The 26,162-nt window shown below is 74.3% G+C and carries 22 protein-coding genes; 14 read left to right on the forward strand and 8 right to left on the reverse strand.

The window, feature by feature from the left end; translation table 11 throughout:
- The first annotated feature begins 4 nt into the window (after positions 1-4).
- The gene (gene meaB / locus ACIRQF_RS09965) at positions 5-991 is read left to right on the forward strand and encodes a methylmalonyl Co-A mutase-associated GTPase MeaB (RefSeq protein ID WP_376635179.1); all 987 of its coding nucleotides are present in this window, start codon (positions 5-7) and stop codon (positions 989-991) included.
- A 356-nt stretch (positions 992-1,347) separates the two neighbouring features.
- On the opposite strand, the gene metG is transcribed toward meaB, so the two are convergent.
- Together metG and ACIRQF_RS09975 are read right to left on the reverse strand one after the other, a co-directional pair.
- Positions 1,348-3,072, reverse strand: a complete 1,725-nt coding sequence (gene metG, locus ACIRQF_RS09970; RefSeq protein WP_404090501.1) for a methionine--tRNA ligase — start codon at positions 3,070-3,072, stop codon at positions 1,348-1,350.
- 406 nt (positions 3,073-3,478) lie between these two features.
- Complete coding sequence (locus ACIRQF_RS09975) at positions 3,479-4,450, reverse strand: FAD-dependent oxidoreductase (protein WP_404090504.1); 972 nt, start codon at positions 4,448-4,450, stop codon at positions 3,479-3,481.
- Between the two features lie 249 nt (positions 4,451-4,699).
- Between ACIRQF_RS09975 and ACIRQF_RS09980 the strand changes: the two genes are divergently transcribed.
- The 3 genes from ACIRQF_RS09980 to ACIRQF_RS09990 are packed head-to-tail and all read left to right on the forward strand — an operon-like array spanning position 4,700 to position 6,980.
- Positions 4,700-5,335: an ATP-binding cassette domain-containing protein gene (locus tag ACIRQF_RS09980; protein WP_376635184.1), complete on the forward strand. Its 636-nt coding sequence runs from the start codon at positions 4,700-4,702 to the stop codon at positions 5,333-5,335.
- Positions 5,332-6,213 (forward strand): metal ABC transporter permease, encoded by an 882-nt coding sequence (locus ACIRQF_RS09985; RefSeq protein ID WP_404090508.1) that lies wholly within the window; start codon positions 5,332-5,334, stop codon positions 6,211-6,213. Before ACIRQF_RS09980 ends, ACIRQF_RS09985 begins: the two co-directional genes overlap by 4 nt.
- Positions 6,159-6,980 (forward strand): ABC transporter substrate-binding protein, encoded by an 822-nt coding sequence (locus tag ACIRQF_RS09990; protein ID WP_404090511.1) that lies wholly within the window; start codon positions 6,159-6,161, stop codon positions 6,978-6,980. The genes ACIRQF_RS09985 and ACIRQF_RS09990 overlap by 55 nt, the downstream gene beginning before the upstream one ends.
- Before the next feature lie 144 nt (positions 6,981-7,124).
- On the opposite strand, the gene ACIRQF_RS09995 is transcribed toward ACIRQF_RS09990, so the two are convergent.
- Entirely contained in the window at positions 7,125-8,819 is a 1,695-nt protein-coding gene (locus tag ACIRQF_RS09995; RefSeq protein ID WP_404090513.1) for a class I adenylate-forming enzyme family protein, read from the reverse strand.
- Positions 8,816-10,720, reverse strand: coding sequence for a CoA transferase (locus ACIRQF_RS10000; protein ID WP_404090516.1), 1,905 nt, complete (start codon positions 10,718-10,720; stop codon positions 8,816-8,818). The genes ACIRQF_RS09995 and ACIRQF_RS10000 overlap by 4 nt, the downstream gene beginning before the upstream one ends.
- Before the next feature lie 141 nt (positions 10,721-10,861).
- On the opposite strand from ACIRQF_RS10000, the gene ACIRQF_RS10005 reads away from it, so the two are divergent.
- The gene (locus ACIRQF_RS10005) at positions 10,862-12,046 is read left to right on the forward strand and encodes an acyl-CoA dehydrogenase family protein (protein WP_404090519.1); all 1,185 of its coding nucleotides are present in this window, start codon (positions 10,862-10,864) and stop codon (positions 12,044-12,046) included.
- Here ACIRQF_RS10005 and ACIRQF_RS10010 read toward each other — a convergent pair.
- The gene (locus tag ACIRQF_RS10010) at positions 12,033-13,148 is read right to left on the reverse strand and encodes a sugar ABC transporter permease (protein ID WP_404090522.1); all 1,116 of its coding nucleotides are present in this window, start codon (positions 13,146-13,148) and stop codon (positions 12,033-12,035) included. The genes ACIRQF_RS10005 and ACIRQF_RS10010 overlap by 14 nt on opposite strands.
- A complete protein-coding gene (locus ACIRQF_RS10015) occupies positions 13,145-14,308 on the reverse strand; it encodes a nitrate/nitrite transporter (RefSeq protein ID WP_404091756.1) in 1,164 nt (387 codons plus the stop codon). Before ACIRQF_RS10015 ends, ACIRQF_RS10010 begins: the two co-directional genes overlap by 4 nt.
- 405 nt (positions 14,309-14,713) lie before the next feature.
- Between ACIRQF_RS10015 and ACIRQF_RS10020 the strand changes: the two genes are divergently transcribed.
- From ACIRQF_RS10020 to ACIRQF_RS10030, 3 genes are all read left to right on the forward strand, one after another.
- Positions 14,714-15,391 (forward strand): hypothetical protein, encoded by a 678-nt coding sequence (locus ACIRQF_RS10020; RefSeq protein WP_404090525.1) that lies wholly within the window; start codon positions 14,714-14,716, stop codon positions 15,389-15,391.
- A 136-nt stretch (positions 15,392-15,527) separates the two neighbouring features.
- Entirely contained in the window at positions 15,528-16,220 is a 693-nt protein-coding gene (locus ACIRQF_RS10025; protein WP_404090528.1) for a sigma-70 family RNA polymerase sigma factor, read from the forward strand.
- Between the two features lie 238 nt (positions 16,221-16,458).
- On the forward strand, positions 16,459-17,553 hold the full coding sequence (locus ACIRQF_RS10030; protein WP_404090531.1) for a magnesium and cobalt transport protein CorA: 1,095 nt from the start codon (positions 16,459-16,461) through the stop codon (positions 17,551-17,553).
- 166 nt (positions 17,554-17,719) lie between these two features.
- On the opposite strand, the gene ACIRQF_RS10035 is transcribed toward ACIRQF_RS10030, so the two are convergent.
- The gene (locus ACIRQF_RS10035) at positions 17,720-18,622 is read right to left on the reverse strand and encodes an alpha/beta fold hydrolase (protein ID WP_404090534.1); all 903 of its coding nucleotides are present in this window, start codon (positions 18,620-18,622) and stop codon (positions 17,720-17,722) included.
- Positions 18,623-18,751: 129 nt separating this feature from the next.
- On the opposite strand from ACIRQF_RS10035, the gene ACIRQF_RS10040 reads away from it, so the two are divergent.
- From ACIRQF_RS10040 to ACIRQF_RS10060, 5 genes are all read left to right on the forward strand, one after another.
- Positions 18,752-19,258, forward strand: coding sequence for a MarR family transcriptional regulator (locus tag ACIRQF_RS10040; protein WP_404090537.1), 507 nt, complete (start codon positions 18,752-18,754; stop codon positions 19,256-19,258).
- Between the two features lie 274 nt (positions 19,259-19,532).
- A complete protein-coding gene (locus ACIRQF_RS10045; RefSeq protein ID WP_404090540.1) occupies positions 19,533-20,387 on the forward strand; it encodes a universal stress protein in 855 nt (284 codons plus the stop codon).
- Between the two features lie 242 nt (positions 20,388-20,629).
- On the forward strand, positions 20,630-21,973 hold the full coding sequence (locus ACIRQF_RS10050) for a nicotinate phosphoribosyltransferase (RefSeq protein ID WP_389751689.1): 1,344 nt from the start codon (positions 20,630-20,632) through the stop codon (positions 21,971-21,973).
- A complete protein-coding gene (locus tag ACIRQF_RS10055; RefSeq protein ID WP_404090543.1) occupies positions 21,961-22,839 on the forward strand; it encodes a potassium channel family protein in 879 nt (292 codons plus the stop codon). Before ACIRQF_RS10050 ends, ACIRQF_RS10055 begins: the two co-directional genes overlap by 13 nt.
- Positions 22,840-23,174: 335 nt before the next feature.
- Entirely contained in the window at positions 23,175-23,840 is a 666-nt protein-coding gene (locus tag ACIRQF_RS10060) for a DUF4389 domain-containing protein (RefSeq protein ID WP_404090545.1), read from the forward strand.
- 16 nt (positions 23,841-23,856) lie between these two features.
- On the opposite strand, the gene ACIRQF_RS10065 is transcribed toward ACIRQF_RS10060, so the two are convergent.
- On the reverse strand, positions 23,857-24,795 hold the full coding sequence (locus ACIRQF_RS10065) for a universal stress protein (RefSeq protein WP_404090548.1): 939 nt from the start codon (positions 24,793-24,795) through the stop codon (positions 23,857-23,859).
- Positions 24,796-25,124: 329 nt separating this feature from the next.
- Between ACIRQF_RS10065 and ACIRQF_RS10070 the strand changes: the two genes are divergently transcribed.
- A complete protein-coding gene (locus tag ACIRQF_RS10070; RefSeq protein ID WP_382481859.1) occupies positions 25,125-25,811 on the forward strand; it encodes a response regulator in 687 nt (228 codons plus the stop codon).
- The last annotated feature ends 351 nt before the right edge of the window (positions 25,812-26,162 follow it).

A 26,162-nucleotide genomic window follows, 5' to 3' on the forward strand; every position in this document is an offset into this window, starting at 1 on the left:
CCCCATGGCGATCGACATCGACACGTACGAGAAGGGTGTACGGGACGGGAAGCGCGCGCTCGTGGCGCGCGCCATCACCCTCGTCGAGTCCACCCGGCCCGCCCACCGGGCACTGGCCCAGGAGCTGCTGACCCGGCTGCTGCCGCACAGCGGCCGGGCCCGGCGGATCGGGATCAGCGGGGTCCCCGGGGTGGGCAAGTCCACCTTCATCGACGCCTTCGGCACGATGCTCACCGGCCTCGGGTACCGGGTGGCGGTGCTCGCCGTCGACCCTTCCTCGACGCGCACGGGCGGCTCGATCCTGGGCGACAAGACGCGGATGGAGCGGCTCGCGGTGGACCCCGCGGCCTTCGTCCGCCCCTCCCCCAGCGCGGGCACGCTCGGCGGCGTCGCCAAGGCGACCCGCGAGTCCATGGTGGTGATGGAGGCCGCCGGATACGACGTGATCCTCGTGGAGACGGTCGGGGTCGGGCAGTCGGAGACGGCCGTGGCCGACATGGTCGACAGCTTCCTGCTGCTCACCCTCGCGCGCACCGGCGACCAGCTCCAGGGCATCAAGAAGGGCGTCCTGGAACTCGCCGACGTCGTGGCGGTCAACAAGGCGGACGGGCCCCACGTGACCGACGCGCGCGCCGCCGCCCGTGAACTCGCGGGCGCGCTGCGGCTGATGCACGGTCGCGAGGCGGTCTGGACCCCGCCGGTCCTGAGCTGCAGCGCCCGCGAGTCGACCGGCCTCGACGAGGTGTGGGAGCGCCTGGAGAAGCACCGCTCGCTCCTGGACGCGACCGGCCGGCTCTCCGCCCGGCGCCGGGACCAGCAGGTCGGCTGGGCCTGGGCGATGGTGCGCGACGAGCTCCTCGACCGACTCCACTCGGACCCGGCCGTCCGGGCGCTCACCCCGGAGGTCGAGCGTCAGGTCAGGGACGGGGAACTGACGGCGACGCTGGCGGCGGAGCGCATTCTCGGCGCCTTCGGGAGCCGACAGGACTGAGGCACGCGGGTCCCTGTGCGGCAGGCGGGTCCCTGTGCGGCACGTGGGTCCCCGTGCGGCACGGGGAACCGCGTGCGTGCGTCATGGCCACTGGGCCGTGGGGTGCCCGGCCGGGTCGGTCAGGAGCCCGCTCCGCCCATCAGGCCCGGCCCGTCAGGCATACGCGGCACCCACCCGGCCCGGCCCGTCAGACGTCCGGGCCACTCACCCGGCCGGGCCCATCAGGCATTCGCGGCACCCACCCGGCCGGGCCCGTCAGACGTCCGGGCCACTCACCCGGCCGGGCCCATCAGACCGCCGGGCCACCCCCCGGCCCGGCCCATCAGGCATTCGCGCCACCCACCCGGCCGGGCCCGTCAGGCGTCCGCGCCGCCGCCGAAGCGCGTGCGGAAGGCCTCCAGGTCCTCCTCCGTGATCTTCGCGAAGAGCACCGGCGGCACCGTGAAGGCCGTGCCGGCCGGGACGGCGTCCAGGGCCGCGGCCTGCTCCGCCGTCACCCAGGTCGCCGTGTCGTCGGCCGTCGCGAACGCGCCCCGCATGGCGGCGGCCGCGGACGGGATGAACGGCTCGGAGACGACGGCGTACAGGTGGATGAGGTTCATCGCGGTGCGCAGCGTCAGCGCGGCGCCCTCGGCGTCGGTCTTGATCTCCAGCCAGGGCGCCTTCTCCTCCAGGTAGGAGTTGCCCGCGGACCACAGCGCGCGCAGGGCGGCCGCGGCCTTGCGGAACTGGAGGGCCTCCATCTGCTCCTCGTACTCGCCGAGCAGGCGCGCGATCTCCCGGCCGAGCTTCGCCTCGGCCTCGCCGGCCGGGCGACCGGCCGGGACCTCGTCGCCGAAGCGCTTGCGGGAGAAGGACAGCACACGGTTGACGAAGTTGCCGAGGGTGTCGGCGAGGTCCTTGTTCACCGTGGCGGTGAAGTGCTCCCAGGTGAAGGAGGAGTCGTCGGACTCGGGCGCGTTGGCGAGGAGGAAGTAGCGCCAGTAATCGCCGGGGAGGACCTCGAGGGCCGCGTCGGTGAAGACGCCGCGCTTCTGGGAGGTGGAGAACTTGCCGCCGTAGTACGTGAGCCAGTTGAAGCCCTTGACGAGGTCGACCTTCTTCCACGGCTCGCGCACGCCGAGCTCGGTGGCCGGGAACATCACCGTGTGGAAGGGGACGTTGTCCTTCGCCATGAACTGCGTGTAGCGGACGGTGTCGTCGGCCTCGTACCACCACGACTTCCAGTCGCGGACCTCGCCGTCGGGGGCGGCGTCCGCCCACTCCTTCGTCGCGGCGATGTACTCGATCGGGGCGTCGAACCAGACGTAGAACACCTTGCCCTCGGCGGCCAGCTCCGGCCAGGTGTCGGCCGGGACGGGCACGCCCCAGTCGAGGTCGCGGGTGATGGAGCGGTCGTTGAGTCCCTCGGTGAGCCACTTGCGGGCGATGGAGGTGGACAGGTGCGGCCACTCGGCACCGACGGCCGCGATCCACTCCTCCACCTCGTGCTGGAGCTTGGACTGCAGCAGGAAGAGGTGCTTGGTCTCGCGGACCTCCAGGTCCGTGGAGCCGCTGATCGCCGAGCGCGGGTCGATCAGGTCGGTCGGGTCGAGGACGCGGGTGCAGTTCTCGCACTGGTCGCCGCGGGCCTTGTCGTAACCGCAGTGCGGGCAGGTGCCCTCGACGTAGCGGTCGGGCAGGAAGCGCCCGTCGACCGGCGAGTACACCTGCCGGATCGCCCGCTCCTCGATGAACCCGTTCTCGTTCAGTCTCCGCGCGAAGTGCTGCGTGATCTCGGCGTTCTGCGGCGAGGAGCTGCGCCCGAAGTGGTCGAAGGCGAGCTCGAAGCCGTCGTACACGGCCTTCTGGGCGTCGTGCGCCCGCGCGCAGAACTCGGCGACCGAGAGCCCGGCCTCCTTGGCGGCCAGCTCGGCCGGCGTGCCGTGCTCGTCGGTGGCGCAGATGTAGAGCACGTCGTGACCACGCTGGCGGAGGTACCGGGAGTACACGTCCGCCGGGAGCATCGACCCCACCATGTTGCCCAGGTGCTTGATCCCGTTGATGTAGGGAAGCGCGCTGGTTACCAGGTGTCGAGCCATCCTCGGATGCTCCATTTCGTACGTACGGCGCCGATGCGGGTGCCCCGGCGGTCCCCAGGTCGGGAGGCCGCAACCCCGCGACCCTCCGGGTCGCGGCGACGTCACCGCAGGTGACGGAGGGTGTTGCGGGCCGTCGGCATGGTATCGAAGGCGGGCCCTGCGCTTCGCGGGGATTTCACCTGGTGGAGCGGGGAGGCGGGCGGGGCGACGGGGCCGGCGGGAGGGATGCCCGGCGGCGCGGGAGGCGGGCGGGGCGATTGGGCTGGCGCTAGGGAGGCCGGGCGGCGGACGGGGTGGGCGTGGGGCCGCCGCGCCGGGGGCGGAGCCGCGCGGGGTGGCCTCGGCGTCACCCGACCGGGGGCGCACCGCCGGGGGGTGGCCTCGGGGCCGCCACCGGGGTCGTGCGTCAGGTGGGCAGCTCCCGGGTCGCGTAGTAGGCCTGCAGCGCGGCCTCGCTGCCGGAGCCGAGGGCGGTCATGATCCGCTGGAACCGGGCGGACCGCAGGTCGCCGGCCACGATGACGCGGGGGTGCTGGGCGCCCGGCGGGCAGTAGCCGTCCGCGCTCCGGACCAGGTCGCCGGGCGGGGCCGTCGGCGCGTTGCCGATGCTCAGGTATGCGACGTCCGCCGTGACGGCCCGGCGTTCGCCGCGCGGCCCCACCGCTTCGGCGGTCACGGCCGCGGCCCCGTCCGCACGTCGCAGCGTCAGGTGCTCCACGGGGAGCAACGTGACGCGGGAGTCGTCGCGGATCTCCTCGGTCTTGTACGCGTCGCCGGCCGGATGCGCCACGAGCAGCCGGGTCACGAGGGCCGGGTGGGCGCGCAGAAAGGTGCCGATGGGGCGGTCGCCGCCCAGGACGAGGAGGGTACGGCCTTCGGCGTCGCCCGCGTCCGCCTGCCAGAGCGGGGGGAGAGCGAGGCCACTCGGGGCGGTGATCCAGGGCACGTCGTCGGGCTGGAGCGGGCCGACGCCGGTGGCGACGACGGCGTACGGGGCGGTGAGGCGGGCGCCGGTGTCGAGGGTGACGGTGACGTGGCCGTCGCTGGTTCGGGGGCCGGGCGCGGGGGGTGCGTCGGCGCCGAGTCCGGTGGCCGGCGCGTCGGTGACGCGGAGTTCGGTGACGCGGCGGCCGAGTTCGATGCGGCACAGGCCGGTGCTCGTGAGCTCCGCGGTCACGGCGTCGGCGAACTCGGGTCCGCTCGTGTATCCGCCGAGCACGTTGTTCAGGGTGGGGATGCGGTAGAGGTTGCGGCACAGGGCGTCCGGCTCGATCAGGATGGAGCGCATGCCGACGCCGGCGGCCATGCGGGCGGCGGCGCAGCCGGCCGGGCCTCCGCCGATGACGAGCAGGTCGGTGTGGGACGGGGTGGCTGGCATGGAGCCATTCCAGCATCACCGGGCCTTGTGAGGGCAGTGGGTCCTCCTGCTCTCCCTTCTCCGCCCCATCCCCCTCTCTCCCGCTCCCCCCTCCCTGCCTCTCCCCCTACCTCTCCCTCTCCCCGCTCGATGGTCGCTTTCCGCCGCCACGCGGGAACCCGACGCCCGGTCCGTCCGACTCCTTCACCGCACAGGCAGCACAGGGAGCAGAGGCTGACCGGCAGCGGCAGCGGCGGCGAGAGGCGGACGATGGGCGGGCTCGACATACGCATGCGCGGAGTCGTCTGTCGACACGGCCGCACCGAGGCGGTCGCCGGCGTCGATCTGGAGATCGCCGCCGGAGAGCGGGTCGCCCTCACCGGGACGAACGGTTCGGGGAAGACCACGCTGCTCCGGGCCGTGCTCGGGTTGCACCGCACGTCCGGGGGTGCCGTCGAGGTCGGCGGACGGGTGGCCCGTTCGGCTGCCGAGTGGGCGTGGCGCCGCGGGTCCTGCGCGTGGATTCCGCAGCGGCCGGCCGCCGGACGGTTCCCGCTGCGCGGCGGTGAGCTCCTGGCGAGCAGCGGCGCCCCGGCGGAGGCGGCGGAAGCCGCGGAACGCCTCGGGGTGGGCGTGCTGGCCGACCGCCCCGTGGACTCGCTGTCGGGTGGACAGTTGCAGCGGATGTACCTGGCGCGGGCCATCGGCTGCGTCGCGGCCGGGGCGCAGGTCCTGCTGGCCGACGAACCGACCGCCGCGCTCGACTTCGACGGCCAGGCGGAGGCGGCCGACGTCCTGACCGCGCTGCCGGTCACGCTCGTCGTCGTCACGCATGACCGGGCGCTCGCCGAACGCTGCGACCGGGTACTGGAGATGGCCGCCGGCCGGCTGCGGGAGGTGCGGTGAACGCGCTCGCGGCCGCCGATCTCGGCGCGATGCTCCAGCTCGTGCCCGTGCAGCGGGCGGGTCTCGCGCTGCTCCTCGCGGCGATCGCGCTGCCGGTGGTCGGCGTCGTCATCGTCGGACTCGACATCATGCCGGTGCGGTTCGCGATGATGCACGTGGCGCTGTTCGGCATCGCCGTCGGGCTCCTCACCGGGCTCGACCCGATGCTGTGCGCGCTGGTGGCGTGCGCGCTGTCCGGGGCCGGGGTGGCTCCGCTCGCCCGTACCCCCGCCGGACTGTCCGGGGCCATGGGCCTGCTGATGAGCCTGGCGATCGCCGCGGCCCTGCTGCTCCTGGCCGTGTCCGGCGTCAACGCGTCCGGGGCGTTCGCGCTGTTGTGGGGGTCCATCCTCTCGGTCGGCACCGCCGACATCGTCGTTCTCGGCGTCCTCGCCGTGGCCGTGCCGTTCCTGTTCCTGTGGCGGCGCCGGGACCTGGCCCTGCTCCTGTACGACCGGGAGCTCGCCCAGTGTTCGGGCGTCCCCGTACGGCTCCTGACCACGGCGCTGCTCGTTCTCGTCGCGGTCGCGGTCGCCGGGGCCATCAAGCTGACGGGGGCGCTGCTCGTCGACGCCCTCACCCTGCTGCCGGCCCTCGCCGCGCGGCGTCTCGGCCGCTCGCTGTGGTCGATCACCCTGTGGGCGGTCGGCATCGGTCTCGCGGTCGACGTCACGGGCTTCCTGACGGCCCTGTGGCTGGACTGGCCGCCCGGCCCGGTCCTCGTCCTGACGGCGGGGGCGGTCGTCCTCGTCGCGCACCTCGTTCCCGAACGGAGAACCACCTCATGGCGCGCACCCGCGTCCGTATCGCCGCCCGTATCACTTCCCTCGTCGCACTGAGCGCGAGCCTCCCGCTCCTCGCCGCGTGCGGCGGCGAGGACACCTCTGCGTCCGGCGACGCCCCCGGCAGCGCGGGGCGCAAGCCGGTGGTGGTCGTGACGACCACCTGGGAGGGCGCCTTCGCCGAGGCCGCCGGGGCCGAGGACATCACGGTGATCGTGCCACGCTCCGTCCACCATGCCCCCGACTACGACCCCAAGCCCTCGGACCTCGCCGCCGTCGCGAAGGCGGACTTCGTGCTGTACGCGCCGTTCGAGCCGTACGCGGCCAAGATCAAGGAGGCGGCCGGGTCCCGGGCGAAGCTGGTGGAGGTGAACCTCGACAACGATCCGGCCAAGGCCGGCGCCGAAGTCGCCCGGCTCGGTACCCTGTTCGGCACCAAGGAGGCCGCCGCCCGCTGGAAGACCCGGCTCGACGGCGAGGTCACACGGCTCAACGGCGAGCTCAGGGCGGCCTGGCCGGGCGGCAGGAGCCCCGTCGTCGTCACCCAGGTCTTCACGGGCTGGGCCGCGGGACTCGCGGGCGCCACCACGGTCGGCACGTACGGGCCCGAGCCTGTCACCCCGGCCCAACTCGCCTCGCTGTCCGCGAAGAAGCCGACCCTGGTCCTCGACAACGCCCATATGTCCACGGGCACGGTGCTGCCCGACTCGGGGGCACGGCAGGTCGAGATCGCCAACTATCCGGGCGAGGACCTGGACCTGCTCACGGTGTACCGCGACGCCGCCACCGAACTGAAGAAGGCCATGGGCGGCGGGACGGCTTGAGGCGTCGGGCGGGGCATCGGCGGGGGCGTCGGGGGAGCCCCCGGGGGCCTGCAATCCGCAGACCCCTAGGGAACCCCGCCCCCTGACGTCCCCGCGGGGGCAACCCCCCTGTGCTGGGCTCCCGTCAAAAAGCCGGACCCCGGATCACGCCGGGGCCGGTGCGGGCGTGAGCGGGCGGGTGTCCGTGAGTCTGCGGCGGAGGGCCGCGCGGTCCGGTTTGCCTGCGGCGGTCAGGGGCAGCTCGGTCACGAGCAGGACGTGCTCCGGGTGCTTGTACCGACCGACGCCGCGTGCGGTGAGGAAGTCGCCGAGCTCGTCCCGGGTCGGGCTCAGCCCGCCCCGCGCGACGACGCAGGCGGCGAGGCGCTCGCCCATCAGCGGGTCCGGGACGCCCACGCAGACGACATCACGGACCGAGGGGTGCATGGCGAGTTCGCGTTCCACCTCGGCCGGGCTGATGTTGGCGCCGCCGCGGATCACCACGTCCTTGAGTCGGCCCACGACGTGCAGGACGCCCTCGTCGTCGAGGTAGCCGAGGTCGCCGGTGCGGACCCAGCCCTCGGGGGTGCGGTAGCGGGCGTCGAGTTCGGGCGAGGCCACATAGCGGAGTGGGGTCATGGGTCCGCGCGAGACGATCTCGCCGATGTGCCCGTCGGGGAGCGGTGCGTGGCTGTCGGGGTCGGCGATGCGGATCTCGGCGACGCGGGGGTCGGGCCGGCCGACGACGACACCGGTGCCGTGGGTGGGAGGCACGGTGTGTCCGAGTCCGGTGTGGCAGTTGACGCCGTCGGCCGACCCGTAGAGGTTGACGACGGAGCAGCCGAAGGCGTCGGCGGCCGCCGTGGCCGTGGCGGTGTCGAGGGGGGCGCCGCCGAGGACGAGCGCGGTCGGGGCCGGCAGCGGGTCGCCGGCCTGCTGCGGGTCCGCCGCGCCGGTCGGCGCGCCCTCCATGGCCTCCAGCATCATGCGGATCATGGTGGGCACGCCCAGGACGTGGCTCGGGGCGTGGGCGCGTACGGCGGCCAGCGCGGCCTCGGGCGTGAAGTGGTCGATGAGGACGAGGGTGCCGCCGTGCCGGGCGAGGGTGACGGGCGTTCCGTTCGAGCCGAAGGCCGATCCGAGCGGGACGAGGAAGAGACAGCGGGGCGGGGCCGCGTCGGGGATGAGGGAGGCGAGGAAGTTGCCGCGTCCGCCGGCCAGGGCGTTGTGGGAGTAGGCCACCATCTTCGGCTCCGCCTCCGATCCGGAGGAGACGAGAATGCGTGCGGCGCTGTCGGGGTCGGGGCGGGCAGGGGTGAATCCGACGGGATCGGCGCGCAGCAGCGCCTTAAGCGGAATCGTTCCTTCGGGCGGGGTCCCGGGGCCGGCCGCGATCACGTGCCGCAGGGTCGGCAACGCGGGCACCAGGGCGGCGAGGTCCGCCGCGTGCGGGCGTCCCCGGTGCTCGGTGGCGGCGACGACCGCGACGGCCTCCGCCCGGCGCAGCAGACACTCGGCCTCCGATGCGCCCCGCCCGACCGGGAACGGTAGAGCCACCGCGCCCAGGGCGGCGAGCGCCAGGTCCGTCGCGACGGCGTCCCGGTCGTTGGGCAGTTGGACGGCGACGACGTCCCCGACCTCGATGCCGAGCCCGCGCAGACCTTCGGCGAGGCGTCTGACCTTGCGGTCGAGCGCCGTGTAACAGAGCTTGCCCTTGGCGTCGAGGACGGCGGTCCGGTGCGGGTCGGCGATCTGCCGGGCCCGGAAGAGGCTGTAGAGGTCGAGGTCCGGGCAGGTGCCGTCCACCGCCCATGAACGGCGCAGACGTGCGGGCAGGAGGTCGGTCAGGGTCACGGTCACGCGAAGCTCCAGGGGTCGGGAACGGCGAGGGCACCGTGCGCGTCCCGGCCGATCTGGCCGGACAGGCGCGGGTCGTGGCGGAGACCGGGCAGGTCCGTGGTGACGGCGGTCGCCGTCAGACCCTGGGAGCGCAGTCGGTGCAGCGCCTCCTCGGTGCACAGGCCCCGCAGGTCGTGGGCGGCCGCCGCCGCGGCGGAGGCGTCGCTGGGCGCGATCCAGCCGTCGGCCGTCCGCAGCGGGTGCCGGAAGCCGGCGGCCGGCCGCGGGTCGAGCCCCTGGCGGACCCGCCGCAGCGCAGGGGCGAGGAGGGTGTCGGCGGCGCCGAGCAGCGAGGAGTCGACACGTACGCCGCGGCCACCGGTGCGCTCCCGCAGGAGCAGTCCGGCGAGGACGGCCTCGGTGCCGTGGAGGCCGCCGAGCACGTCGAGCAGCGTCATGAGGGAGGGCACGGGCGGCTCGCCCGCGGGGTGCACCGCCTCGCCCACGCCGGTACGGGCCTGCACCATGAAGTCCGTGCCCATGGGGGCGTCGGCGATACGGTCGGCCCAGCCCCCGGTGTAGGCGTAGACGAGGGAGCGGTTGGCGGCGGCCAGGTGCTCGGCGTCGAGTTCCAGTGCGGCCGCCTTGCCCGGGGCCCAGTTGTGCAGGAACACGTCGGCCTCGGCGGCGAGTTCGCGCAGTCTGCGGCGGTCGGCGGCTGCCTTGATGTCGATCTCGACCGCCTCTTTGCCCCGGTTGAGGGCGAGCCAGCGCGCGGAGACCCCGGAGCAGGCCGGCGGCATGCCGCGCAGGGGGTCGCCGCCCGGTGGTTCGACCCGGATGACCCGGGCGCCGAGGCGGCCGAGCAGGTGGGCGGCGAGCGGCGCCTGGATGCGGCGACCTGCTTCGAGGACGGTGATGCCCTCCAGCGGGCGGTCGCCGCCGGGCCCTCCCCCCGGGGTGCTGGTCGGCGTGCCGGGGGGCGTGGCCGTTGGCGAGTTGGTGGGGGTGCCGCCGCGCCGCAGCGGCCGTAGGGACCAGGGGTCCGCACCGCCTGCGTCCTCGCGGGCGCGCTCCGCGAGCGTGCGCAGTCGGCACACCTCGGCACCGGCGGCTTCGGCGGCCTGCCCGATCCGCCCCATGGGGTGCGTGCGGGTCGCCCGGTGCAGTTCCGGCGGGAGCGGGGCGCAGGCGGTGGCGTAGCGGAACTGGAACGGGCGCCAGCCGGCCCGGATCGCCTCGGCCGGTGCGTCGAGGGCGCGCCAGAAGGCGGCCCATGCGCCAGGATCGAGCGTCTCCAGCTCGAACACGACGTCGTCCGCCGAGAGGAAGGGCGGTCCTCCGGGGGCGAGTTCGACGGCCTCGGGCTCGTCGGCGCCGGCGGCCGCCAGGTACTGCGAGACGGTGAGCAGGCCCGCCCGGTCCACCGCCGTGGTCACGTGGCGGGCCCCGCCGCCGCGTGCCCGGCCGACGAGGGCGGCGAGCAGGCCCTGGGCGGTGAGCACGCCGGTGGCGCAGGCCAGATAGTCGATGCCGAGGCCGCGCGGGGCTCCATGACGGCGCCCGTGGACACCCATCACGCCGGTGACCGCCTGGGCGGTGGCCTCGTCCTCGACGCCGGTACCGGCCGCGCCCCAGACGATCCGGCCCGTGAGGCGCGCGAGACCGGCACCTTCGAGCACGATCTCCCCGGCGTCCGCGCCCGAGTTCCTGCCGGAGGATGTGCCCGCCCCGGCGTCTCCGCCGCGGGGCCGGGCGCCGAGGCGGCGCAGGTGGTCGGCGACCACGTCGGTCAGTACCGGGGGGCCGGCCAGGTCGCAGCTCAGCCCGTCGAGCGGGCGGCGGACCTCGGCGGGTGAGCCGTCGCTGCGGCGGGTGTCGTCGCCGGGGCGCGTGCCGTGCCTGGTCGCTGGTGACGCCATGCCTCTCCTCTCCTGGCGCGGCGGTGGCCGACGCGCGGGGTGTCACGGTGACGGGAACCGACGGGCCGGTGCGCCCGACCACTTCCTCGGGCAGGCAGTCGGACGCGTGTTCTGCCGAGTTCCCGGGACGGAGGAAAAACGGTGACGGATCCTGACGTAACGGATGTGGATCTGCTGCGGAAGCGGGTGTCCGCGTTCGTACGCGAGCACGTCTTCCCGTGCGAGCCACGGCTCGACGCGGGCGGACCGGAGGCCCGGAAGCTGCGGACGCGCCTGCGCGCGGAAGCCCGCGAGGCCGGCCTGTGGGCGCTGCCGTTGCCGGTCGAACTCGGCGGTGGTGGACTGCCGTTACCTGCTTACGCCTCACTCGCGGAGGCCGAGGGCGCCAGCGATCACGGCCCGGCGGCGCTCGGATCGGCGTCCCTCCTGGACGTGACGATGCTGTCCCGGCACGGCACCGGGCAGATCCGCTCCGCGTACCTCCCCCGCCTGGTGAGCGGGGACCTCCACACCTGCTACGCCATGACGGAGCCGGACGCCCCCGGCACCGAGCCCTGGCTCGCCGCCACCCGGGCGGAACGGCGGTCCGGCGGCGGGTGGCGCGTCACGGGCCGCAAGTGGTTCGTGTCGAACGCGGCGGACGCGGACCTGGTGACCGTGCTCGCCCGCACCGGCGGGACGCCCGGGGAACGAACCGGCCTGTCCCTCCTTCTCGTGCCCACCGACTCCCCCGGCTTCCGGGTCGTCCGCGAGCTGCCGGTGCTGGGCACGACCGGGCAGTACGAGATCGCGTTCGACCAGGTCGACGTCGCCGAGGACCATCTCGTCGGCGAGCCCGGCCGTGCCCTGACGATGGCGGGCGAGCGCCTCCAACTGGGCCGCACCCTGCGGGCGTTGCGCTGGCTCGGCCAGGCCCAGCGGGCCTTCGACCTCATGTGCGGGCGCGCAACCGCCCGGCAGGGCGCGCGGGGACCGCTGGCGGACCGGCAACTCGTGCAACAGCACGTCTTCGAGGGGCTGTTGGCCCTGCGCACGACACGTCCGCTCGTGTACGAGGCGATGGCCCTGGTCGCGGAGGGGCGCGATGCCCACGTGGAGGTGGGCCTGGCGAAGACGGCGGCCGCGCGCACCCTGCAAGAGGTCGCCGATCGGGCCGTACAGGTCTTCGGAGCCGCCGGTCTCGGCCCGGACACCCCGCTGCCCGCCTTGTTCCGCACGGGCCGGACGGCGCGGATCCTCGACGGACCGGACGAGCAGCACGTCTCCTCGGTCGCCCGCCGGGTGCTGCGGGAACGGCAGGACGGGTCGGCCGTCACACCCGGGTGAGATCGACCCCGCCGAGGAGTGCCGACAGGGCGAGGGCCAGGAAGAAGGTCCCCCAGACGAGTTCGTGCCGGACGCCAGTGCCGCGGTCGGCGTCGTAGCAGCCGTCCAGCAGCATCCCGGCCGGCCGCGGGCCGTCGGGGCGGGTGAGGTGGGTGGGCGACGTGAGGCGGCGCAGAATCGCCTCGGCACGCGCTTCGCACACGGCCGCGCGCGGGGCCTCGACCGATCGGGCGAGCTTCAGGAGGGCCACAGCCGTGATGGCGGCCGCGGAGGTGTCCAGGGGCCCGTCCGGCCGACCCGTGTCGGCGGGCGGAACGAGCGGGCCGGTGAGGAACCCACAGCGATCGAGGAGCAGTTCCACCGCGTCAGCGGCCCAGTCCGCCCCTCCCGCACGGGCATGCGCGGGCCGGGAGCGGGACGTCACTTCCGTCATCGCGTCGGCGGCGGCCAGGAGCAGCCACGCCTCCCCCCGGCTCCAGCCCGGCGCCGGTTCGGCGTCGGGCTCCCAGCCCCGTACCGCGTCCCAGCTCCAGGCCGGGCAGGGGCGCGAGGCTCCCGCTCGGGGCAGGCACAGGTCGAGATGGCGCCGCAGGTGCGCGGCGGCCGCCGCCTCCCCCGCCGGTCCGGCGCGGGCCAGCAGCGGTACGAGGCCGGGAACGCCGTCGGCACGCGCCCGGAGCCGCGCGCCCCCGAACGCCGCGCCCCACGGGACCACGCCGAGCGCCGGATCCCAGGAGGCGAGTGCGGCCTCGGCCGCCCGGCGGCGTAGCTCGTCGGCCGCCGGATCCCCGGTGGCCAGGGCCGTGCCGTACCAGAGGATGAGGCCGCGCGTCGCGGTGTCGGCCTCGGCCCACGGCGCGAGCCGGGCGGTGACGGCGGACGCCGAAGCACGGTCCTCGGCGCGGCCCGTGCGGCGGGCGCGCAACCACAGCAGCCCGGCCCAGAAGCCACCGGCCCACGAGCCGCGCCCGGTGGTCGTCCACCGTCCGTCGGCCGGATCCGCGTGGAGCGGGAAGCGGTCGCCGACCTGTCCGGCGGTCCGCCCGACGCGTCGCAGCAGCAGCTCGAACGCTTCCTCCGCCCACGCTCGGTCGGGCGTCATGCCGCGGCCCCCGCGCCCGTACGCCGGTCCCGCCGCGCCCAGACCCAGGCCACCGCCCCCGCGACGCCGAACTCCACCGCGACCAGCAGCCAGCCGTGGTCGTAGCGGCCGCTCTCGGCCAGCAGTCCGAACAGCGGTGGACCCACGGCGAATCCGGCGAAGAAGCCAGCGGCGACCAGCGCCGAGTCCTGACCGGCACGGCCGGGCGCGGAACGCTGGAGCACGAGCACCATCGAGACGGCGTTGCCGGACACGGCGAACACCCCCACCGCCACCGCCGCCACCCACACCAGCGGCTCGACGCGGACGGCGAGCGCGAGGAGCAGGGCCGCCGCGACGGCACCGCCCGCCAGCAGGCCCGGGAACCACGGCGCCCGGCCGGGCGTGGCGGCCCGGGACCAGCCGACGCGGCCGGCGATCCCCGCGACGCCGAGGACCGCGACCAGCGCGCCCGCCACCGCGGGCCCCATACCGAGGCGCTGGACGCCGAAGAGGGCCAGATAGGTGTTGACGGAGGCGATCCCGGCCCCCAGGAAGAGCGAGAAGGCCGCGAGCCAGGGCACGAGGCCGCCTGCCCGGTCCGCCCGTGTGCGCGGTGCCCGGATGTCCTTGGTCCGCGCGTCGGCGTTCGGCGGCACCGCGGGCGGGGCGTCGGCCGGCAGCGCCCGCCATGCCCATGCGGCGGCGAGCAGCGCCGTGCCGGCCGCCACCCACACCGCGCCCCGCCAGCCGAGCAGGCCCGCCGCGCTCGCCAGCGGCAACCCGGCTGCGAAAGCCCCCAGTTGGACCCCGGACTGTTTGGCACCGGTGACCGCGCCCCGCCTCGGTGCCGCGACCGCCGCCAGGATCGCCTTGTTCGTCGCCGGGTTGGCGAGTGCCTGGGGGAGGCCGCCCAGTGCGACCGCCACGAGGAGCAGGGCGGGGCCGGGGGCCGCGCCGATCAGGCCGAGCGCCAGCGCGGAGAGCGCGAGCAGCCCCACGAGCGCCCGCCGCGGCCCGAACCGGTCGACGATCCGGCCGCCGAGGGGCGACAGGACCGCCGCCGTCCCGAACCCCACCGTGGTGGTCAGGCCCAACAGTGTCTCCGAGACCCCGAGCCGGTCGACGAGCCGCGGACCGAGCGCCCCGATCAGGAAGAGCTGCATCATCGAGAAGGCCATGGCGGTCGTGAGCAGCGCGGTGAGCCCGCGTGGCACGCCCCGGCCGGCCTCGGTCTGCGACGTGGGCGTCGTCCGGTGGACGGTCCTCACCTGATGTCCCCTCTCCCGGCACCGCCCGGGCCGTCCGTCGGCGCGTGGGAGTAGTCGTGCCACGGGAGCCGGAAGTTCCCGGGGTTCCCCACCCTCCCGGGAGTCCCAGGGTTCCCCACGTTCCCGAGGTCGGCCCAGGGAACTGCTCGCGCACGAGGCGCTCTTGTGGGACGGGCCGCCGTCACGTAGTCATGACCCGAGAGGTCGAGGGGGCGACCTCGGGACAGCCGTACCCGCCCCCGTGCCTCCGGAGAGGGGTGCAAGGATGGGCGCGCCATGACGCCAGGCCGATGTTCGCGAGGAGGGCGGGCCGCGATGTTCGCGGCCGTCTGTGTGCTGCTCGCGGCCACCGGTCACATCCTGATGTCGGGACAGGCCGTTCCGGGCGGGACGCTGGTCCTCGCGTCAGCGGGCACGGGCGGCGCCGCCTGGCTCCTCGCGGGCCGGGAACGTGGGCTGCTCGCCGTCACGACGGCGGCCGTCGCCGTCCAGAGTGCGCTGCACGCGGTGTTCACCTGGTCCCAGCCGCCCGCCCCTGCCTCCGCGATGCCCGCCGTGCCCGCGACGCCGATGATGCCCGGCATGCCGTCCATGACCAGCCTGCCGGGGGGCGACAGCCACCTGACGGCGGATCACGCACACCTCGCCCACATGGCGATGGGACACGTCGATCTCGTACCTCCCTCCCCGCACGACATGACAGAGATGTCCTCGACCTTGGGCATGCTGTCGGCGCACCTGCTCGCCGCGCTCCTGAGCGGTCTGTGGCTCGCTCAGGGCGAGCGGGCCGCCTTCCGCCTCCTGCGCGCCCGACCTCTCCCCCTCTTCCGGCCGCTGCTCCTGCTGCTCGCCGCCTCCGTCGTCGTCACCGGACCGCCCACCCGGCGGCTCCTCCTGCCCGCGCGCGCCGCTGACGAACCCGCTCCACCGCTGCTCCTCCTCGCCCATTCGGTCATCTCCAGGGGTCCCCCACCGGCACTCGCTGTCCTCTGACAGCCGGCTCCCCGGGTCCGACGGCACAGGCCGTCCGCCCGGGCATCGGCCACGCCCTGCCGGCGGGCCGTACCCCTCACCGGCGCCGCCGTTCGCGCGCCGCCGGGTTCCCTTTGCCTCCTAAGGACTTGTGGCGATGACTCCTGCCCACGGCACCCTCCACCAGGGACCGACGAGACCGTCCTCCCGTTCCCCGTACGCACCCGACGCCGAGACCGACGCGGCGACGACCCTGCTCGCACTGGCGGCCCGGGACGGCGATCCGGCCAAGGCCGACCTCTTCGTGCGCGCCCTGCACCGTGACGTGCGGCGGTACGTGGCGTACCTCAGCGCCGACCGCCAGGCGGCCGACGACCTCACCCAGGAGGTCTTCCTGCGCGCGCTCGCCGCGCTGCCCCGCTTCCAGGGGCGTTCCTCGGCCCGCACGTGGCTGCTGTCCATAGCCCGCCGGACCGTCGTCGACAGCCTCCGCCACGCGGCTGCCCGTCCCCGGCTGTCCGACCGCGACGACTGGCAGGCGGAGGCGGAACACACCCAGCCCCGGGGGCTGCCCGGCTTCGAGGACGGCATCGCCCTCGCCGAACTCCTGGCCGCGATCCCCGCCGAGCGGAGGGACGCCTTCGTCCTCACCCAGCTGATCGGCCTGCCCTACGCCGAGGCCGCGGAGACCATCGGCTGCCCGGTCGGCACGGTCCGCTCTCGCGTCGCCCGGGCCCGCGCCTCGCTCATCGCCCTCCTCCGGGGCGAGGAGGACACCGCCCCCGCCCCGGCCACGGGCAGGACCACGGCACCGCGCGGTCGGTTCACGCGAGCCCCGGCCCTCGCCTGACCGAAGCGCGCACGGGAGGCGGACGGACGGGACCGGAAGGGGCCGGCACGCACCGCGCCGGCCCCCCGGGATCCGCCCGGAGGGGAGACGCCGAACGAAACATCCACTTTCCTATGGTTCGTCCAGGGAGGCTCTTCGTCCTGCCGGTCCGGGCACGTAGGGTCCGGTGCAGCACAGAAGGCGCCCGGGGCGGGCGGGAGCTCCTTGCCCGGCCCGGACCCGGTGAAGGAGTGGCGGCATGTCGATGGTCGGAGGGCTGCGCAAGATGGCGCGGCTGGCACGGCGGGTGCGCCGGGTGGATCTGAGTCATCCGGCGCGTTCCCCGCTCGGCACCACCGTCGTGAACTGCGTCGCCTACCGCGACGGCCGGCGCCTCCGGGCCGCGGACGGTATCGAGGAGTCCCTGCGACAGGTCCGCAAGTACGGCGACGGCTTCGTCTGGATCGGTCTGCACGAACCGTCGGAGGAGGAGTTCGAGGGCGTGGCCGAACTCTTCGGGCTCCACCCGCTGGCCGTGGAGGACGCCGTCCACGCCCATCAGCGGCCCAAGCTCGAGAGGTACGACGACGTCCTGTTCACGGTGTTCAAGACGGTCACGTACGTCGAGCACGAGCGCCTCACCGCCACCAGCGAGGTCGTCGACACGGGCGAACTCATGGTCTTCACCGGCCCCGACTTCGTGGTCACCGTGCGGCACGGCCGGCACGGCTCCCTCGGGCCGCTGCGGGAGGCACTGGAGGCCGACGTGGAGCAGCTGGCGAAGGGCCCTTCCGCCGTGCTGCACGCGATCGCCGACCACGTCGTCGACGACTGTCTCGCGGTCGTCGACGCCGTGCAGGCGGACATCGAGCAGGTCGAGACCGACGTGTTCGCGCCGCGCGGTGCCGAGTCCGCCGACGCCGGCCGCATCTACCAGCTCAAGCGCGAACTCCTCGAACTGAAAAGGGCCGTGGTACCGCTCGCCCGCCCTGTCGCGACGCTCGCCACCGAGCCGTGCCCCTCGGTCGACCCCGCGATACAGCCGTACTTCCGCGACGTCGCCGACCATCTCGCCCGCGCCGGCGAGCAGATCAGCGCCTTCGACGGACTCGTCGACTCCATCCTGCAGGCGCACCTGGCCCAGGTGACCGTGGCCCAGAACGAGGACATGCGCAAGATCACGGCGTGGGCCGCCATCATCGCCGTGCCCACCATGGTCTGCGGCGTGTACGGCATGAACTTCGAGCACATGCCCGAGCTGCGCTGGGCCTACGGTTACCCCTTCGCCCTCGGCGTCATCGCGGTGGCCTGCTTCTTCATTTATCGCGGCTTCAAGCGCAACGGCTGGCTGTGACCTCCCTGCCGGCCCGGGCTCGGACCTCCTGGACGTGGGCTCTGACGTCGGCCCCGGCCTCACGCCCCGACTCCAGCCTCGGCCCGGCCTCGCCCCCGCCTCCGGCCCCGGCCTCGACCCCGGCCCCGGCGTCGCTCGGGAATCGGGTCTCCGCCGCGGCCTCGCTCTAGGCTCCGACCTCCGTCTCCGCCGCGACCGCGGTCTCGCTCTCGGCCGCGGCCGCGAGTATCAGCTGGAGGCGGGCCGCGTAGGCCCGCGGGTGGCTGGTGTTGCCGTTGTGACCACCGGGCAGGAACTGGCACTCGCTGCCCGTCAGTTCCGCGAGCGCCTTGGCACAGCGGTAGTCGAAGACCGTCCGGGGTGTCGTGAGACCGGCGGCCGGCACGACCCGGGTGCCGGCCGGGCCGAGTGACGCGATCCGCCCGGGGTCGAGGGTGTCGTCCAGGATCGTGGCGAAGTCGTGCCGGATGAAGCGGTCGAAGTTGGCGATGCGCCCCGCGTCGAGCGGCTGGGGCGTCAGGCCCCGTTCGGCGTCCTTGCCCGACGGGTCGATGCCGACGGAACGCGCGATCTCCGGCAGCGCGGCCCGCAGCCCCTCCGCCTTGTAGAGCTCCACGATCTCGTTCAACTCGCGCTCGTGAGCGCGGCGTTCCGCGTCCGGAAGGAGGCGGGGGGCGACCGGCTCGTGGGCGACCAGGGTGCGGATCAGGCCCGGATGCCGCAGCGCCGCGTGCAGGCCGACGACGGCCCCGAAGCTGCAACCGAGCATGAGGGCGGGCTCGTCGGTGACGGCGGCCAGGATGTGCCGGACGTCGTCGGCGTGCTCGGCGAGCGTCGCGGTGCGCTGCGGTTCGTCGAGACGGCTGCGGGACAGGCCGCGCCGGTCGTAGGTGACGACGGTGTACGCCTCGGCGAGGTACGGCACCAGGTCGACGGTGCGGTCGGCATCGCCCTCGCCGCTCTGCGAGAGAAGCAGGACGGGACCGATCCCCTGGACCTGGTAGTGCAGGACGGCACCCGGGACCTTCAGGGTCGTGGACAGCGGCGTCGCGTATCGCGTCGTGGACATGGTGCTCCCCCTCGTCGAGGCTGACGGGCCCTCCGTCGCGCCTTCTTCATCCACCATAACCCATCAAGTTCGATACATCTAGATGGATTCATCTTTCTCGATAGATCCAATTCGATGTACGCTGCACGTGTGAACGGAGTCCAGCTGTTTCTGCTGGGGCGCACGCTGATGAAGATCGGCGAGGACGCCCTCCCCGAGCCGCCCGCCGGCGCCGACCGGCACGCCGGCAGCGCCCGCCTGGTGCTGATCGTCGCCAGCGACATCGCCGCGCACCCCGACAGCGCCATCAGCGAGATCGTCGCCCGCACCGGTCTGCCGCAGAGCCAGGTGTCCGCGGCCGTCGCCCGCCTGAAGGAAGCCGGGTCGGTGGTGACCGCCCCGGACCCCGCCGACCGGCGGCGCGTGCTGGTCCGGCCGGCCGGCGAAGTGTCCGACCGCGTGGCCCAGGTGCGGGCCACCGGCATCGAGTCGGCCCTCATGGCCGCCCTCGGCACCGACGCGCCACGGCACCTGCCCGAGATCCAGGCGGCCCTGGACCTGCTCGCCCGCCACTTCCTGGACGCCGGCCCACAGGAGGGTGCCGACGGGCAGGAACACCAAGACCCCGCCCCGCACGAGCCTTCCGCGCACGCGTGAGATGGCCCGGGTCCGCGTGACGTGGCCTCGGTCCGGTTGAGGTGGCCCGGGTCCAGGTGAGGTGGGCCCGGGTCCGCGTGTCGTGGCCCCGATCCGGGTGAGGTGGCCCGAGTCCGCGTGACGTGGCCCCGATCCGGGTGAGGTGGCCCGAGTCCGCATGCCGTGACCCCGTCCGCGTGCCGTGACCCCGGTCCGGTTGAGGTGGCCCGAGTTCGCGTGAAGTGGCCCCGGTCTGCAGGGGCGCGAATGATGGTGGGCACGGAGGTGACCCGTCATGACGGCGAGCATCGTGGTGGGCCTGGACGGCACGGAGCAGGCGAACGCGGCGGCGGAGTGGGCGGCGGACGAGGCCGCGCTGCGGGGCACGCGCGTCCACCTGGTGCACGTACAGGAGCCGTCGCCGGAGGTCCTCCTGCCGCTCGTGCCTCGGGAGCACCCCGAGGCGTGGGCGGAGGAACTCCTCGCGCGCACGGCGGCCGCACTGCGCGAACGCCGCCCCGGCCTCGGGGTCACCACCCGGCTGCTGCCCTCGCAGCCGGTGCCGAGCCTCGTCGCCGCGGCCGAGGACGCCGAGCTGCTGGTCCTCGGCTCTCGCGCCATGAGCGGCGTGGCCGGCTATCTCGTCGGCTCGGTCGGGATGACCGTCGCCGGCCGGACCGAGTGCCCCGTCGTCCTCGTCCGGTCCCTCGGCACGCCAGACCCCCAGGGCACGGTGGCGGTCGGAGTCGACCTGCGGGAGCCCGTCGACGACATCCTGGACTTCGCCTTCGCGGAGGCGGTCAGGCGGCGGGCCCCGCTGGAAGCGGTCTACGCCCAGCAACTGCCGCTCTACGCACGCATCGGTCCCTCCGTCACGCCCGACTTCCGCGTCACCGTGGCCCCGGAGATCCAGCGTTCGCTCGACGACCTCCTCGCATCGTGGCGCGGGGCCTTTCCCGACGTCAGCACCACCGGACGTGTGGCCATCGGCTCGGCCGCACTGGAGCTGGTGCAGACCTCCGAGGGCGCTGCCCTCCTGGTCGTGGGCCGGCGCAGCCGGCGTTCGACGCTCGGCTCCCACCTCGGCAGCGTGGCCCACGCCGTCCTGCACCACAGCCGCGCGCCCGTCGCCCTGGTCCCCCACGACTGAACCACCGCCGCCCCCCGCCGGTGCCGAGAGCGGGGTCCCCCGCCCCACCGTCCTCACCCCCGCTGCCGCCCCACCGTCCTCACCGGTCGCCGTACCGCCCCGGCCGGCCGTACAGCCCCGGCCGGCCGGCCCGCGACACCGTTCCCCCACCCGGCAGGCAGCGCCCCGCCGGGACTCCCCCGCAGACCGCCTGCACGTCCCGTCCCCGTGCGGGACCCGGGCGCGCCGCGCATGCTCGAAGCATGTCCCAGGTCACGACCACCGACTTGTACGAGGTCACGATGGCGCTCTCGTACCTGCGGGAGGACATGCGGGCCCCGGCCACCTTCAGCCTCTTCGTCCGCGACCTCCCGCCGGGCCGCGGGTTCCTCGTCGCCGCCGGGCTCGAAGCGGCGCTGGACTACCTCGGCCGCTTCCGCGTGGGCCGATCCGACGTCCAGGACTTCGCCGCGGCCCTCCGGCGGCCCGTCGAGGATCTCGAACCGCTGCACGGCCTGTCCTTCGACGGCGAGGTCCGCGCCGTGCCCGAGGGGCGGCTGGTACTGGCCGGCGAGCCGCTCCTGGAGGTCACCGCCCCCCTGCCGCAGGCGCAGCTCGTGGAGACGTACCTCCTGGCGCTCCTCTGCCACCAGACGGCGGTCGCGTCCAAGGCCGCGCGCTGCGTGGTCGCCGCCGCCGGGCGGCCGCTGATCGACTTCTCGTTGCGCCGTGCCCACGGGCCCGAGGCCGGTCTTCAGGCGGCGCGCCTCGGCGCTCTCGTCGGCTTCGCCGGCACCAGCAACATCGCGGCCGCCCGCCGGTACGGCATCGCGGCCGCGGGCACGATGGCGCACTCGTACGTCGAGAGCTTCCCTTCGGAGGAGGCCGCGTTCCGGGCCTTCGCGCGCACCCATCCGGGTCCGGTGACCTTCCTCGTCGACACCTACGACACCGAGCGCGGCGTCGCGACCGCCGCGCGCGTCCTCGCCGATCTCGGGCTCGGCCCCGAGTGCGCGGTCCGCCTGGACAGCGGCGATCTCGGCGCCCTCGCCCGCCGGGCCCGCACCACTCTGGACGCGGCGGGGCCCGCAGGCGTACGGATCATCGCGAGCGGCGGCCTGGACGAGTACGAGGTCGACCGGCTGGTACGGGACGGGGCGCCGATCGACGCCTACGCCGTGGGGTCGAAGGTCGGCACGGCCGCCGACGCCCCGTACCTCGACATGGCGTACAAGCTCGTCGAGTACGACGGGCGGCCCGTCATGAAGCTCTCGTCGGCGAAGGTGACGGCCCCGGGGCGCAAACAGGTCTTCCGGGGACCCGGGCTGCACGACGTCGTCGGACTCGCGAACGAGCCGCCTCCCGAGGGCACGGAGCCCCTGCTGAACACCGTGATGCGCGGCGGGCTGCGCACGGGTCCGCCCGACACCCTGGCCGCGGCCCGCGCCCGCTTCGAGACCGATCTGGCCGCGCTTCCCGAGGAGGCCCGGCGCATCGAGGATCCGGTGGCGCCGGTGCCGGCCGCGTCGACGCGGCTCACGACCCTGACCACCGTCGTACGCCATCGGATCGAGGCACGGACGGGGGCCGGGCGGTGGACGTCGTAACGACCTGGTTCCCGACCTTCGTCGGTGCCGCCCTGGTCCTGTTCATCCTCCGCGACGTCTTCCACACCCTCTGGCATCCCACCCGCCACGGCGGGCTCAGCAGGCTGGTCATGAGGTCCGCGTGGCGGTTCTCGGGCCTCCGTAGGGTGCCGTGGCGGCCGGCCGGGCTCTCGGGTCCGGTGGGCATGATGGGCGTCGTGGCCTTCTGGTCGCTGACCATGGCCGTCGGATGGGCCCTCGTCTACTGGCCGCACATGCCCGAAGACTTCTCGTACGCCTCCGGGCTCACCCCCGCCGAGCACGCGGGCCCCGGCGACGCCCTCTACTACTCCCTGGTCACCCTCGCCACGCTCGGCCTGGGCGACATCGCGCCGACCTCCGGCTGGTTGCGGGTGCTCGCCCCCATGGAGGCCCTGATCGGCTTCGCCCTCCTCTCCGCGACCGTCGCCTGGATGCTCGGGATCTACCCGGCCCTGGCCCGCCGCCGGGCCCTCGCCCTGCGCCTGTCCCACGTGCGCCGCAGCAGGGCCGGCGCCCAGGCGTTCGACTCCGCCGGGGGCGCCGCGCTCCTCGATTCCCTGGCCTCGGGCATCGCCACGATCACGGTGGACTTCCTGCAGTACGCGGAGTCGTACTACTTCTTCGACGGCGACGAGAACACGTCCCTGCCCCGGCAGCTCGGCCACGCCGCCGAGCTGGCGGACCGGGCGGCCCAGGCCGCCCACCCGGACGTCCGGCTCTCCGCGACGGTGCTGCACACGGCGCTCGAGGACCTGGCCACCGTGCTCGACGAACGCTTCCTGCGCACCGGCGGGCCACCCCGGCAGGTCTTCGCCGCCTACGCCACCGATCACGGGCGCCCTTGAGGACCCGGAAAGCCCCCGTGGGGCAGCCCCTCGTGGGGCAGTCCCTCGTGGGTCAACCCTCGTGAGGACGCGGTGGCCGGTCACGAGGGCATGGCAGCCGCCCGTGAGGACGCGGCGACCGGTCGCGAGGGGCTGGCGACCGGTCGCGAGGGCCCGGCGGATGGGCGTGAGGGGCTGGCGGATGGGCGTGAGTGCCTGGCGGACGGGCGTGAGGGGCTGGCGGATGGGCGCGAGGGCCTGCCTGCTGCTCGTGAGGACCAGGCGGGAAATCCGGGTCATCCTGAGAGAGGGGAGTCGGGGCCGACGTCGACCGACCCGGCGAGGAAGTGACGCCCATGGACACGCAGCCCGCCGTCTACCCGCCCGTGGTGGTGGTGACCGCCCGACTCGACAGCCCACTGTCCCGTTGGCTCTGGCTGATCAAGTGGATCCTGGTCATCCCGCACTGGATCGTGTTGCTCTTCCTCTGGATCGCGTTCTTCGTCGTGACCGTGATCGCCTTCTTCGCCATCCTGTTCACGGAACGCTTCCCACGGGCCCTGTTCGACTTCAACCTCGGCGTGCTCCGCTGGTCGTGGCGCGTGTCGTACTACGCGTACGGCGCACTCGGCACCGACCGCTACCCGCCCTTCAGCCTGGGGCCCGAGCCCGACTACCCGGCCCGGCTCGACATCGTCTACCCGGAGCGGCTCTCCCGCTCCCTGGTCCTGGTCAAGTGGTGGCTGCTCGCCATCCCCCAGTACCTCGTGATCGCCTTCTTCACCGGCGGCATGCGCGCGCACTGGCCGGGGGGCGGCCTGATCGCGCTGCTCACCCTCATCGCGGGCTTCGCCGTCGCGTTCGCCGACCGCTATCCGCGCGACCTGTTCGCCCTGATCGTCGGCCTGAACCGCTGGGTCGTCCGCGTCGCGGCCTACGCGACCCTCATGACGGACGCCTACCCGCCCTTCCGTCTCGACCAGGGCGGCGAGGACCCGGCCCGGCCCGGTCCCCTCCGGTGACGGCGTCCCTCACGGCTCACGGTCCCTCGTCCGAGTCCGTGTCGGGCCCCTCGTGCGTCGCGTTCCTGGCCACGAAGGCGGGCGGCACGATCTCGACCGGGCAGTGCGCGTGGTGGATGAGGGCGTGGGCGACGCGCCCCAGCGAGGGCCCGATGCCCAGGGGACGGCGGCCGCGGCCCATGACGATCAGGTCGGTGTGACTGCTGGCGTCTATCAGGATGCCGGGAGTGCTCGTGCCCGTCTCCACGTGGTGCCCGACGATCAGGTCGGGATAGATCTCGCGCACCCGGTCGGCGAGCTCCTTCGCGCCTCGCACCCGGCGCCGCGCGACCACGTCCAAATCGTCGAGCATGGTCGTTATGCTCCCGACGTGGGTGAGCACGTTCCACACGCTGACGAGACGCAGCGCGGCCTTACGGGCCTGCGCCTCGGCCGCCGCGACGAGCAGCCACTCCAGGTCGGCGCTGTTGTGCACGGCCGCGGTCACCGAACCCGTCTCCGGGCGCTCGGCCTCCCCGCGGACGACGATCACGGGCACGTCGGCCCGGGCCGCCACTCCCAGGCCGACAGAGCCGAGCATGAGGGTGGCGAAACCGCCGAGCCCCCGGTGTCCCACCACGATCGTGCCCCGGTGCCCGGCGGCCGCCCGCAGGCCGGCGATCGGCTCCCGCCGGCTGAGTTCCCTGGTGACGGTGAGATCCGGGAAGCGCTCGCGGACCGCCTCCGCCGTCTCCGCGAGCAGGTCGCGGCCCGCTTCGCGTACGGCCTGGATCGTGTCGGCGTCGGCGAAAAGGGCCCGGCGGTCGGTGTCCCCTCCGTGCACCAGGTGCAACGACCTCCCCCGGCGGTCCGCCTCGGCGGCTGCCCACAGCGCGGCCGTCCGCGCGGAGGGCGATCCGTCGACCCCCACGGCGACGGCGCCGAGCTCCGGCCGGGCGGGGATCTCTCTGTCCATGGCTCCTCCTCGGCGCTGCGAAACCGGGGGCGACGGGGCGGTTGCCCGGGAAGAGCACCCCTCACACGCCTCCACCACGATGGCGATCGGCCGTGACGCTCCCTACAAGGAAATTGTCGCCCTGACGGACCGGTAGCGAGTGGGTGTGGTGCTCGGGCCTCGCGCTGCGCGGATCACGGGCCGCCGGGGCCGTGGAAGGCGTCGCCGGGGTACCGACGCAGCCCGGCACCCGTCGTCCCGACGCCCCGGACGCCGCCGCTTGACGGACAATCCTTGTAGGGGCGGGCACGAACCCACCGGGCACGAACCCACCGAGCACAGGGGTCGCCATGACCGATCTTCCGGCAGCCGAGGGGCCCACGCGGGTCTTCCTCGTGGACGACCACGAGGTCGTCCGCAGGGGGCTGCGTGATCTGATCGACGACGAGCCCGACATGGAGGTGGTCGGGGAGGCGGCGACGGCGGACCAGGCGCTGGCCCGGGGGCCCGCGCTGCGGCCGGACGTGGCCGTGCTCGACGTACGGCTGCCCGACGGGGACGGGATCTCGGTGTGCCGGGAGCTGCGCTCGCGGATGCCGGGGCTCGCGTGTCTGATGCTGACGTCGTTCGACGACGAGGACGCCCTGATCGACGCGATCATGGCGGGGGCCGCCGGTTATGTACTCAAACAGATCAAGGGCTCCGACCTGGTGTCGGCGGTACGGACCGTCGCCACGGGGCAGTCGATGCTCGATCCGGCCACCACCGCACGGCTGATGCACTCGTTGCGGGACCCCGAGGCGGCCAGGCCGCCGGAGGACGAGCGGCTCGCGGGACTGTCCGAGCGCGAGCGCTCCGTGCTCGACCTGATCGGCGAGGGGCTCACCAACCGCCAGATCGCCAAGCAGCTGTACCTGTCGGAGAAGACGGTCAAGAACCACATCTCGCGGCTGCTCGGGAAGCTGGGCGTGGAACGGCGGGTCCAGGCTGCCGTCATCGCCGCGCAGGCCCACGAGCACGAGGCCGGGGAGAGGTAGTCCGCTGTCCGACGGTCGGCAGGGGCTCACCGGTGGGGTCGGGAGGGACTCGGCGGTCGGCACGGGCTCACCGGTGGGGTCGGGAGGGACTCGGCGGTCGGCACGGGCTCACCAGTGGGGACGCGAGGGACTCGGCGGTCGGCACGGGCTCACCAGTGGGGACGCGAGGGACTCGGCGGTCGGCACGGGCTCCCCTGTGGGGTCGGGAGGGACTCGGCGGGGTGAGGCTGGGAGGGGACTCGGCGGTCGCCGCACGGACCTCGCCCCACGTCGGGCGGACCTCGCCAGGCGTTGGACGGAAGGCGTCGGACGGAGCCCGCCTCTCGTCGGACGCGCCCGGCCGCAGGCGTA

It is taken from the genome of Streptomyces sp. NPDC101191, from assembly GCF_044767915.1.
Taxonomy (GTDB): Bacteria; Actinomycetota; Actinomycetes; order Streptomycetales; family Streptomycetaceae; genus Streptomyces.

Coding starts and splice junctions, on each gene's coding strand:
- ACIRQF_RS10015 (WP_404091756.1), bottom strand. CDS start 14,308: ATGGCCTTCTCGATGATGCAGCTCTTCCTGATCGGGGCGCTCGGTCCG.
- ACIRQF_RS10045 (WP_404090540.1), top strand. CDS start 19,533: ATGACGGCGAGCATCGTGGTGGGCCTGGACGGCACGGAGCAGGCGAAC.
- metG (WP_404090501.1), bottom strand. CDS start 3,072: ATGGCTCGACACCTGGTAACCAGCGCGCTTCCCTACATCAACGGGATC.
- ACIRQF_RS10065 (WP_404090548.1), bottom strand. CDS start 24,795: ATGGACAGAGAGATCCCCGCCCGGCCGGAGCTCGGCGCCGTCGCCGTG.
- ACIRQF_RS09980 (WP_376635184.1), top strand. CDS start 4,700: ATGGGCGGGCTCGACATACGCATGCGCGGAGTCGTCTGTCGACACGGC.
- ACIRQF_RS09990 (WP_404090511.1), top strand. CDS start 6,159: ATGGCGCGCACCCGCGTCCGTATCGCCGCCCGTATCACTTCCCTCGTC.
- ACIRQF_RS10020 (WP_404090525.1), top strand. CDS start 14,714: ATGTTCGCGGCCGTCTGTGTGCTGCTCGCGGCCACCGGTCACATCCTG.
- ACIRQF_RS10035 (WP_404090534.1), bottom strand. CDS start 18,622: ATGTCCACGACGCGATACGCGACGCCGCTGTCCACGACCCTGAAGGTC.
- ACIRQF_RS10030 (WP_404090531.1), top strand. CDS start 16,459: ATGTCGATGGTCGGAGGGCTGCGCAAGATGGCGCGGCTGGCACGGCGG.
- ACIRQF_RS10060 (WP_404090545.1), top strand. CDS start 23,175: ATGGACACGCAGCCCGCCGTCTACCCGCCCGTGGTGGTGGTGACCGCC.
- ACIRQF_RS09975 (WP_404090504.1), bottom strand. CDS start 4,450: ATGCCAGCCACCCCGTCCCACACCGACCTGCTCGTCATCGGCGGAGGC.
- ACIRQF_RS10050 (WP_389751689.1), top strand. CDS start 20,630: ATGTCCCAGGTCACGACCACCGACTTGTACGAGGTCACGATGGCGCTC.
- meaB (WP_376635179.1), top strand. CDS start 5: ATGGCGATCGACATCGACACGTACGAGAAGGGTGTACGGGACGGGAAG.
- ACIRQF_RS10000 (WP_404090516.1), bottom strand. CDS start 10,720: ATGGCGTCACCAGCGACCAGGCACGGCACGCGCCCCGGCGACGACACC.
- ACIRQF_RS10070 (WP_382481859.1), top strand. CDS start 25,125: ATGACCGATCTTCCGGCAGCCGAGGGGCCCACGCGGGTCTTCCTCGTG.
- ACIRQF_RS10010 (WP_404090522.1), bottom strand. CDS start 13,148: ATGACGCCCGACCGAGCGTGGGCGGAGGAAGCGTTCGAGCTGCTGCTG.
- ACIRQF_RS10025 (WP_404090528.1), top strand. CDS start 15,528: ATGACTCCTGCCCACGGCACCCTCCACCAGGGACCGACGAGACCGTCC.